The 11,868-nt window shown below is 51.9% G+C and carries 9 protein-coding genes; 7 read left to right on the top strand and 2 right to left on the bottom strand.

Features of this window, described 5'->3' with window-relative positions; genetic code table 11:
* Positions 1–124: 124 nt before the first annotated feature.
* The 3 genes from DVH26_RS08085 (at position 125) to DVH26_RS08095 (ending at position 4,368) form a co-directional block, all read left to right on the top strand.
* Positions 125–718 (top strand): TetR/AcrR family transcriptional regulator, encoded by a 594-nt coding sequence (locus DVH26_RS08085; protein ID WP_239633037.1) that lies wholly within the window; start codon positions 125–127, stop codon positions 716–718.
* Positions 715–3,846, top strand: coding sequence for an efflux RND transporter permease subunit (locus DVH26_RS08090; protein WP_239633038.1), 3,132 nt, complete (start codon positions 715–717; stop codon positions 3,844–3,846). The genes DVH26_RS08085 and DVH26_RS08090 overlap by 4 nt, the downstream gene beginning before the upstream one ends.
* A 96-nt stretch (positions 3,847–3,942) precedes the next feature.
* Entirely contained in the window at positions 3,943–4,368 is a 426-nt protein-coding gene (locus DVH26_RS08095; protein WP_239633040.1) for a hypothetical protein, read from the top strand.
* A 75-nt stretch (positions 4,369–4,443) separates the two neighbouring features.
* On the opposite strand, the gene yfbR is transcribed toward DVH26_RS08095, so the two are convergent.
* Positions 4,444–5,037 carry a 5'-deoxynucleotidase gene (gene yfbR / locus DVH26_RS08100; RefSeq protein WP_239633043.1) on the bottom strand — a complete coding sequence of 198 codons (594 nt, stop codon included), beginning with the start codon at positions 5,035–5,037 and terminating at the stop codon, positions 4,444–4,446.
* A gap of 19 nt (positions 5,038–5,056) precedes the next feature.
* Entirely contained in the window at positions 5,057–6,202 is a 1,146-nt protein-coding gene (locus DVH26_RS08105; RefSeq protein WP_239633045.1) for a polysaccharide deacetylase family protein, read from the bottom strand.
* Positions 6,203–6,462: 260 nt separating this feature from the next.
* Here DVH26_RS08105 and DVH26_RS08110 point away from each other — a divergent pair, with 260 nt between their 5' ends.
* The 4 genes from DVH26_RS08110 (at position 6,463) to DVH26_RS08125 (ending at position 11,836) form a co-directional block, all read left to right on the top strand.
* The gene (locus DVH26_RS08110; protein ID WP_239633047.1) at positions 6,463–7,992 is read left to right on the top strand and encodes a fumarate hydratase; all 1,530 of its coding nucleotides are present in this window, start codon (positions 6,463–6,465) and stop codon (positions 7,990–7,992) included.
* 1 nt (position 7,993) lies between these two features.
* Complete coding sequence (locus tag DVH26_RS08115; RefSeq protein ID WP_239635313.1) at positions 7,994–8,989, top strand: bile acid:sodium symporter family protein; 996 nt, start codon at positions 7,994–7,996, stop codon at positions 8,987–8,989.
* Positions 8,990–9,113: 124 nt separating this feature from the next.
* Entirely contained in the window at positions 9,114–10,916 is a 1,803-nt protein-coding gene (pnpS, locus tag DVH26_RS08120) for a two-component system histidine kinase PnpS (RefSeq protein WP_239633049.1), read from the top strand.
* A gap of 200 nt (positions 10,917–11,116) precedes the next feature.
* A complete protein-coding gene (locus tag DVH26_RS08125; protein WP_239633051.1) occupies positions 11,117–11,836 on the top strand; it encodes a response regulator transcription factor in 720 nt (239 codons plus the stop codon).
* Positions 11,837–11,868: the final 32 nt, after the last annotated feature.

An 11,868-nucleotide genomic window follows, 5' to 3' on the forward strand; every position in this document is an offset into this window, starting at 1 on the left:
GCCCCCAAAAAGCCGTAGTAAGACGATGATCCGATGTTGCGTCCTCTGGATAATGATGTTAAAATCAAAAATGACTGACGAATCAGTCATAAAAGATGCTGCACAGGATAGGGGGAATCCAGCGGTGGGAGAGGATAAGAAGTTGAACATGATTGAAGCCGCTCTGAAGCTGTTTGAAGAGCAGGGATATCATCAGACCAAAGTTTCGGACATCGTTCGCGAGGCGGGCGTAGCGCAAGGAACGTTTTATTTATATTTTCAGAACAAAGAGGATATGTTCCGCAGTATCGCCTCGGCGTGCCTGGATGAGATTTCGGCTGCTCTCAAGCATAATCACGAGCACATGTGCGAGAACAATGAAGTCTACTACTGGATGATTCACAGGGCGCTGACGGTGTACTACCATAACCGGACTATTTTGACGATCATGTACCGGCATGGCGTAGCTTCCGAGGAAATGAAGGACATTTCCGAAGCCTTTTACCGTGAAATGATGCTGATCATTAAAGAGCATTTGAAGGAGTGGGGCGGTCTGCCCAACTATTCCGAGGAGCAGCTGGAAATTGCGGCTTATTCCAAGATCGGCATGGTAGAGATGGTTGCTTACCAATGGTTTGTCTTGAAAAAGGCGGGACCCGAGCATATCCAGAGGCTGGCGGAAGTCATTGTCGAGCTGGACTGCAAGGACGGGGAGCAGATGGATGTGAAGGGCGAATGATCGCGAAGCTGATCCGATACCGCAAGGTTACGCTGCTGTTCTTCCTGATGGCTATTCTGATGGGGATTGTCAACATATACACCTTGAAGCAGCGGGAAAATCCGGAGATCGATCTTACCGTTGCGCTTGTGAAGACGATCTACCCGGGCGCATCTCCCGAGAAGGTGGAGCAATTCGTTACCCGTCCGTTGGAAGAGAAAATCAAAGAGATGAGCGATATTTCGATATTGAGCTCCACATCCATGGCCAATGTCTCGGTCATTAACGTCGAAGTACGTGCAGATACCGATATTAAGCGGGCTTGGGACACGCTCAAGCAGAAGGTGCAATCGGCGGAAAGCGAGCTGCCCGACGAAGCGGAAAAGCCTGAAGTCAACGACGATCTAAGCAAAATCGCCGAGCAAATTTTGCATTTTTCCGTAGAGTCGCCAGAGCAGCTGGAGCCGCTCAGGCCGACCATGGAAATTTGGAAAAAGCAGCTGTCCACCATCAGCGGGGTAAGCAATGTAGAGATCGTTGGGCTGCCGGATCAAGAGGTGGCCGTTATTTTGGATACGGCCAAGATGGATACGCTCCATTTGCCTTGGGGTGTCGCAGCGCAGGCGCTGCTCAACGGTCATGACCGGGTGCCGATCGGAACGGTCGATAAGGACAGCAAGTCCTATTATGTGAATCTGAGCGGAGAATGGAAGTCCGCTGAGGACATAGCCAATATCGAGCTGCTGGGGCTCCCGGGCGGCAAAGCGCTGAAGCTGAAGGATATAGCGGATGTGAAGCTTCGTCCGAAGAAATCCGAGGTCAGCATTTTACATAACGGAAAGCCGACGCTGGACCTGGTCATCAATGCGGAGAAAGGGGCGGATATTCCGTCTCTGCAGAAGCGGATCGATGCCAAGGTCGCTGAGCTGCAGCCGCAGCTTCCGCAGCATGTGCAAATGTCCTCTTTATTTACGCAAAAAGAAAGCCTGGATCATTTGTTCAAGGAGCTGGGGCAAGAGCTCTTGATCGGCATTGCGGTCGTTATTGTCGTCTGCTCGCTCGGACTGACGTTCGGAACCTCGCTGATCGTTGCCTTGGCTATCCCGATATCGATAACCGTAGGCTTCATACCGGTCGAGGCGATGGGAGTCGACTTGAACCAAATCACGATCGTTGCCATTGTCATCGTGCTCGGCATCCTTGTCGACGACGCGATTGTCGTCAACGATAACATTCAGCGCCGTCTGCAGCTGGGAGACGATCCGGCCAAAGCGTCGCTGGAAGGAAGCCGCGACGTGGCCATCTCGATTTTGACGGCTACGATCGCTACAGCCGCCGCCTTTTTGCCGCTGTATTTCCTTAAGGGCAATATCGGCAGCTTCATCCGTCCGCTCCCGATTGTCATATCGCTGACATTGGCCGCCTCTATGGCGATGTCGCTCACGATCATTCCGATTTTCCGCCAATGGGTCGGAGAGCGGATTCTGAAGCGCGGAGGCTCGTTCAGCGGAGGCAAAGCGGCACCGGGCTTGCTTGGACAGCCGATCCAGCGGTTGAGCCAATATTACGGGAGGCAAATTCATAAGTTTTTGCGCCGCCCGCTGTTAACCGGGATAGTTGCGCTGCTTATCGGAACGAGCAGCTTCGGCCTGCTGCCGCTCCTGGGGGTACAATATTTCCCTCCGGCGGAAAAAGACGAGATGCTGATCGATTTCAAGCTTCCGACAAGCAGAGTGTTCGCCGAGACGGAATATACGATGGCCAAGGCGGCGGATTGGATACGTCAGCAGGAAGGGGTTGTATTCGTATCGGCTTATTCCGGGCGATCCACCCCGAGGTTCTATTACTCGGAATCGGATTATTCGGGGACGGGAGTCGGCCAGCTGTTCGTCAAAATCAATCCGAAAGTGATACGAACGAAGGAGGTCATTTCCGTCTGGCGCCAGGAGCTCAAAACGATGTTTCCCGCTGACGTAGAAATTACGCCGCGGGAGCTCGAACAGGGGCCGCCCGTCGGAGCACCCATTGCCGTCCGGATTAGCGGGGACGATTTGACTCAGCTGCGTATGCTGGCTGACGATGTCAAAGGGATATTGAGCGGCATTCCGGGAACAGTCAGCATTACCGACGACGTCGGTACGGACATGAATACAATCGAGATTGAAGCCGATCCCGACAAGCTGAGATTATTCGGGGTCAACGATAAGGATTTGTCTCAGACGCTCCGCATTGCTACGGAAGGTCTCAAAATTACGACAATGCAGCAGGGCAAGGAATTGCTGGATGTCTCGTTATATGCCAAGCAGCGTACGGCAGATCCGGTGGATACAATGAGTAAAATGTATGTCCCGACGCAGACCGGAGGCACGGTAACGGTACAGGAGCTGGGCGATATCCGCAGCAGCAAAATGATGAAGCAAATTCATCACCGCAATCAGACAAGAACGATCATTGTCCGCAGCTATGCGGAAGAACGGCTTCCCGATGAAATCGTGAAGGATTTGAAGCTGGAGATGAGCCAATATAAGCTGCCGGCAGGCTACACGGTGGAATTCGGCGGGGAGAACGAGGAGCGCAACGATGCATTTGCTTCTATAGGCAAGCTGTCGATCATCGTCGTACTGCTTATTTATATTATTATGGTCATGCAATTTCAGTCGCTGTCCATACCGGTTCTCATCTTGTCTACCGTGTACCTGGCGGCAGGCGGTGCGGTAATCGGTCTGTTCCTCACGAACTCTCCTATCGGGTTCATGGCCTTGATGGGATTGGTCAGCTTGGCTGGTATCGTAGTGCGTAACGGCATTATTCTCGTGGAGTTTATCGAGCAGGCGCGGGAGGAAGGACTGCCGTTGTATGAAGCCGTAGCCGAGGCGGGCAAAGCGAGATTGCGGCCGATATTGCTGACGATGGCAACGGCCATCGGAGGACTATTGCCCATGACGATTATGGGCGGCAATCTATGGCGGCCGATGGGGATCACGATTATTTCCGGTCTCATTTATTCCACTTTATTGACGCTTATCGTCGTGCCGTCGCTGTTCGTTATCTTGGCGCGGTTTCGCGACAAGCGTGCCGCCAAGAAAGGGGCTTCCGGTCATCATCATTCCAACGGACATAAAGGAACAGGGGCAGCAGAGCAAGCTTAAAAAGTGTTATGGCGCCTTCCATTATTTTCTTTCATCGACTCGATTCTAGTAGTATACTGAAAAGAAATAGAGGTCAGAGGAATGGGAGGCAGCCCCGTGATCCAAGTATTCGTATATTTGCACGTGCTTTCTGCAATTCTTATGGGTGTATACTTGATGTTCCCGTTTCTTTCCATGCGGATTCAGGCATTGACGGGATCGGCGCAATTCGGGTTCTTAAGCGTTCTGTTCGCGGCGAACCGGGCAGGACAGCTGGCCTTGGTCATCGCTTTGCTGTCCGGCGGATATCTGGTCAGCAAGCAGCCATACAGCGTCGTCTGGATGGTGCTCGCTGTAGTATTGTTCCTTGCGCTTGGCGGTGTTACCGGAGCGCTCGGCAGCGCAATGCGCAAGGCGCTGGACGATCCGTCCGGCAGCAAGATCCAGGACCAAATCGGAAAAATCAAATCGACGAGCGTAGTCTCAGGTATCTTGTTTTTCCTCATCGTCACCTTGATGAAATTTCCGTTTTATGCAGGCTGATCTGCGGAGTACAACGATAAAGCTCGGAGACTGTGTATCGTCTCCGAGCTTTTTTCCGTCCGTATGAGATTGCGCCTATTCCTCCGACAGCTCATCCAGCGTCTTCTCCAGGCTTGGGGCCAGATGCTGAAGGAAGTAGTCCACCTCCGGCATGTTCAGCTTGCTAATGGATTGCTCGATCTGCTTCTTGGCGCTGCCGAATTCCTTATTGCCCGCCGACAGCTCCGTAACGCATTTCAAGTAGGCGTCGAGCAGGTCGGCCGCTTTGACATACCGCTTCAGCTCCGGATCGAGCCCCGCTGCTTTGGTATCGATTAGCGGCTCGTATGCCGGGCGCAGCTTGGGCGGAATCATGTCCAGCAGCCGTTCGGCCGCCATTTGTTCAATGTCACGGAAATTGGACAAAATCTTCGGGTTGTGATGCTTGACCGGCGTGGGGATGTCTCCCGTGAATACTTCCGTCGCATCGTGGAACAGCGCCATGCTGACGATCCGGTCCGTCGGCAGCTGCCGGTTAAATTCCGTATTCGCAATCGTGCACAGGACGTGCGTTAGCAACGCGACATGAAACGAATGCTCGGCAACATTCTCCTTGACGATATTGCGCATGAGGCTCCAACGCTCGATATAACGCAAACGATACATATAAGCGAAAAAATGACTGTCCATTCCACTCATCCTATCCTGGTTACTTCTTTACCGCAGGCGACTGGCGTACGGCATAGCTCTGTACAGTAGGATTATACACGATTTGCGCCCCGATGACCGTTTCAAGATCCTTGATGCCGATGAGCACCTTGTTATTCTTTGTGTATAACGGCTTCTGCAGCGTAACGGTGGCTGTACCGTTCGTTAGACCGGCTCCATTGACCTTTCCCTGCCATTGAGCGCTTCCGTACAGAATCGTTACGGCCCCGCCGCTGACGGTAGCTTTGCCTCCCAGCTGACTCAACGTTTCCGCCAGAGGAACCTCTGCCGAAGGATTGCTTGCAGCAACGATGCGCCGCAGGATGGAATTGTGCAGCACCTCGGGGGTAATCATGCTATTGCCCGCATTGATGCGCGGTATTTGCATCGGATCGATATCCCGCGTCGCCATTTCCGGCACAATCGTAAAGGCGTACTTCATGCCTCCTTGACCGACGTAGTCGATCGCTCGGGCATCGAAATAGCCGAATGGATAAGCATATGAATCGATCGGCTCGGGATACAGCTCGCTAAGCCTAGCTACGCAGGCCTGCGTATCGCCGATGACGCGCTGCTTGTATTCCTCGTCGGTCTCTTTCTTTCCGTTCGTTACCATTCTTCCTATTAATGCGGGGCTTCCGTCCGGCAGCTTATAGTGGAAGTTGTTCGTATGGCATTGAGCGTCGATGAAATTCGTATCGCTCGTCATCTCTACGATCTCGTCCCGCGAAAGGGACGGAATGTAGCTGGCCAGCGGATTTTCCAGATCGTTCGTGATGACGAAGTTGACCGCCGGAATTCGCATGCTTTTTAGTACGGGATAAGCATTGATATAAAAGCTTTCGTATCCGTCGTCGAAGGTGACAAGGACTGCGTTGTGCGGGACGGATGCGCCCTGCATGAAATCCTTGAATTGGCGGAGTGTAATAAATTGGTAGCCCTTGCTTTTCAAATAAGTTAGCTGGTCTTCAAAAAGCTTCGTCGTGATCGTTCCCCCGCTTTTGGCATCGTCATCCACATGGTGGTACATGATCACCGCAACCTGATCCTTGTATAGGACATTAGTCTTGGCTGCCTGCAGGGAAGGAAGAATCACGGTAAGCCCGAGAATGCACAGGGCGAGCGCCTTCGTAACGAGTTTGCTCATAGTTCCCGCCGCTCCTTGTCGTATAGTCGTAAACTCCCAGATGATGTCTATATGTATTCGATTACGCAGGGGAAAATCCTGCTTCGCCATACGGCTGCAAAATAATATCTTTTGAGAGTAGACGAGTGCCTGACGGAGCCTTTAACAGACACAATGTTGAGCATATTTATCGGTTTTTGAACATGGCGGAATGTGCTATTATAGTAGTAGTGCAATTACTAGATTTGAAGCAGGGCCTAATCTGAAAGGAGATTTTATTCATGCAGCATTTTCAGGAAAGTGTGTATAAACTGATCGTAGAGACATCGACCAACCTGCCGGCTGACGTTCGACGGGCTATTCAATCTGCCCAGGACCGTGAAGACGCGGGAACGCGTTCGGCTATCTCGCTGTCCACGATCGCTAATAACATCGATATGGCGGAATGCAACGTTTCTCCTATTTGTCAGGATACAGGAATGCCGACTTTTATCATTCACTGCCCGGTAGGCGCGAACCAAATCATCATGAGAAAGCAAATCTTGGAAGCTGTTGCTCAAGCGACCAAAGACAGCAAGCTGCGTTCGAACTCCGTAGATTCGTTAACCGGAGCCAACTCGGGCGACAACCTGGGACCGGGAACGCCGGTCATTCACTTCGAGCAGTGGGAGAAGGACGATGTCGAAGTGAAGCTGATTCTTAAAGGCGGCGGCTGTGAGAACAAAAACATTCAATACAGCCTTCCAACCGAGCTTGAAGGTCTTGGCAAAGCAGGCCGCGATCTCGACGGGATCCGCAAATGCATCCTGCATGCGGTATATCAGGCGCAAGGCCAGGGCTGCAGCGCAGGCTTTATCGGCGTAGGCATCGGCGGCGACCGGACCAGCGGCTACGAATTGGCGAAGCACCAGCTGTTCCGCAGAGTCGACGACGTGAATCCGAACGAGGAATTGCGCAAGCTTGAGGATTACGTTTTGGAGAAAGCAAACACATTGGGTATCGGTACCATGGGCTTCGGCGGCCAAGTATCGCTGCTGGGCTGTAAGGTGGGCGTGATGAACCGTTTGCCGGCCAGCTTCTTCGTATCCGTTGCTTACAACTGCTGGGCGTTCCGCAGACAAGGCGTTCTGCTCGATTCGAACAGCGGCAGCATTAAGGAATGGGTATATCCGAACGGCGATGCCGTATCGATGAAGCAGGAAGCGACAGGTTCAGAAACGTCCGAGCGCCGTGAAGTGGTACTGCAAACGCCGGTAACGGAAGAACAAATCCGTCAGCTGCGCGTAGGCGATGTCGTTATCATCAACGGACCGATGTACACCGGCCGCGATGCCCTGCATAAATATTTGATGGATCACGATGCTCCGATCGATCTGAACGGTGCTGCGATTTATCATTGCGGACCGGTTATGGCGAAGGACGAGTCCGGCGAATGGCACGTTAAGGCGGCAGGCCCGACGACAAGCAGCCGCGAGGAGCCTTACCAAGGCACGATCATCAAGAAGTTCGGCATTCGCATGGTCATCGGTAAAGGCGGAATGGGAGCCAAAACGCTGGCAGCGCTGCAAGAGCACGGAGCGGTTTATTTGAATGCCATCGGCGGCGCGGCTCAATATTATGCGCAATGCTTCAAGAAAGTGAACGGCGTAGACTTCATGGAGTTCGGAACGCCGGAAGCAATGTGGCATCTGCAAACCGAAGGCTTCGCGGCTATCGTAACGATGGACTCCCACGGCAACAGCTTGCATGCGGACGTAGACAAAAATTCGCTGGAGAAGCTTTCCCTGCTTAAAGAGACGGTATTTGCCTAAGATGAGATTATACGGCTTGAAGCTTAATGCGATTATAGAAAAATATTTATCCCTCATTGTCCCGGTATCTCTGATACTTGGGTTTCTTTTTTCTGCCCAGCTAAAAGGATGGACGGCGTGGGCGCCGTACTTGTTCGCCTACCTGACGTTCGTCATGGCGACCGGCTGCAGCTGGAAGCAGATCAAGCAGGCGTTCCGCATGCCGGTTCCGATGCTGCTCATCTTTACGGCGGCGCACATTGTTGCGCCCGTCGTCTCTTATTCGCTCGGAAGCGCATTTTTCGGAGCGCAGTCGCCGTATGTGGTCGGTTTCGTCCTGTTTACCGTCATCCCGCTCGGGGTGTCGTCGGTCATTTGGGTCGGGCTGTCGAAGGGCAATATTCCGCTGGCGCTGTCCATGATCGTTGTGGACTCGGCGCTAAGCCCGTTCGTCATTCCATTAGCGGTGTCGTTGTTCTTCGGGGCTGAGGTCGAATTCGATCACGTCAAAGTTATGCTCGATTTGGTTAAAATAATCGTAGTGCCGACCATCATCGGTGTGATTGTCAATGAGCTGTCGCGGCAGCGGTTCAAGGAATGGTCGGCTCCGGTGTGCGGGCCGAGCTCCAAAATCGCCATGATCACCGTGGTAGCGATCAATGCGGCAGCCATTCAGCCTTATGTCATAGAGATGAAGCGGGATATGATCGTCGTGATCCCTCTCGTCGTGCTGATGGTCATATTCTGCTACTTGATCGGCTTTGCGTCCATGTTTATTTTGAAGCGGCACGAGCTCGTCATTACGGTTGCCTATTCATCGGGCATGCGCAATATTTCACTTGGTCTCGTACTGGCGCTTGCTTACTTCGAACCGTTGACGGCGGTGCCGGTCGTCCTCTCGATTCTCATTCAACAGCCGTTCGCCACTTTGAACTACTGGTGCCTGAAGAAGATGGCGCAATCCCGCCTTTACAAAAAATTAACTGGCATTCCTCCTGCAGAGACGCTAGGCTATTGAGTAGACTGTCTTTTTTACCACAATAGAATTTATAAAATTCCGAGATCATTGGGATGTAAAATTCTATTTGGCGATAAAACCTGTTGGGCAGCGAGCACCTCAAACGGAGGGACAAAAGGTCATTATGCAAAAATTTCGGGCAAGGCTAACTTTGATTTTTATTATCTTGATAGGCGCTTCGGTGCTGGCAGCCGGGTTATTCTCCGCCCGAACGCTGAGGGAATCCCATATTGAAGCATTGAAAACGAATATGGAGCGGGAGCTCAAAGTCATTTTGGTCTCGATGGAATGGAAACAGACGGGTACGGAAACGGAGCAAGTCCGCTATTTTACGGACCAAGCTGTGCGCCTTAAGGAATCTGCCGATGCCAGAGTCACCTATATTCGGGCCGACGGGAAAGTGATGGGGGATTCCGACCACAGCGTGGAGGATATGGAGAATCACCTGAACCGCAAAGAAGTGGTTGAAGCTGCGCAAACCGGGCAATTCGGTTCCGATATGCGCTACAGCACGACGGTACAGCGCAATATGCTTTATGTCGTTGTACCTGTAAAAGACGGCGCCGCGATCCAAGGCTTCGTACGTTTGGCCATGAGTCTGGAAGATGTGGAAGCTTCCATTCGTCAAGTATGGTACGTCATTCTGACGGGTCTGGTCACCGTGTTCGTTATCGCCGGATTAATCAGCTACCGTATCGCTTACGGGCTGACACGCCCGATTGAGATGATCACGAGAGTGGCGCACCAGATTACGAACATGAATTACAAGGCACGGGTACATGTGCTGAAAAAAGACGAGGTCGGCCAGCTCGGGCTTGCCATCAACGGGATGGCGGACAGCCTGCAGCTGCAGATGAACCGGATTATTGAGGACGAGAGCCGCCTGAAGAGCGTCCTTGAAAATATGATCAGCGGCGTCATGATGATTGACCGCGAAGGCAAAATCGTGCTGCTTAACCGTTCCGCCGAAGATATTCTCGGCTTCTCGACCCAGGAGCTGCTGGGCAAAAAATTCGACGAAGCGAAGCAGCAGTATGAATTCACGCAATTAATCCAGGAATGCATTGATTCTAAAGAGCATATTCGGGACGAGATGATCTTCTATTATCCTTCCGAGCGTATATTGGAGATAAACTTAAGCCCTTTGTCTATTGCCGAAGATGAATGGGCCGGCGTGCTGATCGTGCTTCACGATATTACGGCCGTCCGCAGGCTGGAGAGGATGCGCAGCGAGTTCGTGGCCAACGTGTCACACGAGCTGAAGACGCCGATCGCCGCAGTGAAAGGGTTTGCCGAAACGCTGCTGGCCGGCGCAATGAACGATAAGGAGACGGCGAAATCGTTTTTGCAGATTATTTTTGACGAGAGTGAGCGGTTGAACCGTTTGATCGGGGATATTCTCGAGCTGTCGAAAATCGAATCGAAGCGCATCCCGCTGCAGTTCTCTCCTGTCGATCTTCACACCTTCGTAGGCAATTGCATCCATGTGATGAATACGGAGGCGAAGAAGAAATCGATCGATCTGGATATGCAGGTGGATGAGGATATGTATATGGAAGCGGATGAAGACCGCTTGCGGCAAATTTTGATCAATCTGCTGTCCAACGGCATTAACTACACGCCGGAAGGCGGCAAGGTGAGAGTGAAGGTCGAGCCGATCATCGAAGGTTCGTCATCGGGGATGGAATATGACAAAATCCGCTTCACGATCTCGGACACGGGGATTGGCATCCCGAAGAAGGATTTGCCGCGGATTTTCGAACGGTTTTATCGCGTAGACAAAGCGCGCTCCCGCAGTTCAGGCGGAACCGGTCTCGGCTTGTCCATCGTCAAGCATCTTGTGGAGCTTCACAGAGGCACCATCCGGGTTGACAGTGAAGTCGGGATGGGGACGAAGTTTATTATCGAGCTTCCGGTTATCCATTAAAGCGGGTTATTTTTGAACACGTGCCTGCTCGCTTAGGCAGTCAGCACAATAATGCCTTATGGAATGATGTATTGCTTCCATAAGGTTTTGTTGTGCAATAATTTTAACGTTTTCATTAAGTTTTAAAAAAATTTACATTTTGCCAACAAAACCGTGCTATGATAAGCTTGTCATACTAGAAACGAATACGGGGGATTCCCATGTCGCAAAAAATCTTGGTCATTGAAGATGAGCCTACGTTAGCAAGATTGTTATCTTATAATTTGTCTCAGGACGGTTACGAAACGAAGGTAGTCGATCACGGCAGCGAAGGCTTGCAAACGGCGCTTCAGCAAAGCTTTGATCTGATTATTTTAGATATTATGCTTCCAGGATTGAACGGCTTCGAAATATTGTCCAAGCTTCGCCAGAAAGGTAACAAAACGCCGGTTATCATCCTGACGGCGCGCAATGCGGAGGAAGAGGTCGTGCAAGGCTTGAAGTACGGTGCCGACGACTACATTACCAAGCCGTTCGGCGTCGCGGAGCTATTGGCGCGGGTATCGGCCGTATTGCGCAGAACGATGTCCGAAGAGCAGCTTCAGGATAAGAGCACGACGGGAGAGAAGGTCATTACCGCCGGAGATTTGTTCATTTATCCGGAGAAATATGAAGTCATGCTGAACGGAGAATCGATCCCGCTCAGACCGAAAGAGTTCGAGGTGCTGCTGTACCTTGTTCAGCGTCCGGGGGTTGTAGTAACGCGAGATGATTTGATGAACATTGTATGGGGCTTCGACTACATCGGCGGTCAGCGTACGGTGGACGTTCACGTGAGCTCGCTCCGCAAGAAGCTGGAGATGAACCAGCAGAGTGTACAGATTGAATCGATCCGCGGCGTAGGGTACAAGCTGGTTACGTCCGTAGGCAAAAAAGCATAATTATCAACAAGAGAAGCACCATTGCGATGGCT

Source organism: Paenibacillus sp. H1-7 (assembly GCF_022354825.1).
In the GTDB taxonomy this organism is placed as follows: domain Bacteria; phylum Bacillota; class Bacilli; order Paenibacillales; family NBRC-103111; genus Paenibacillus_S.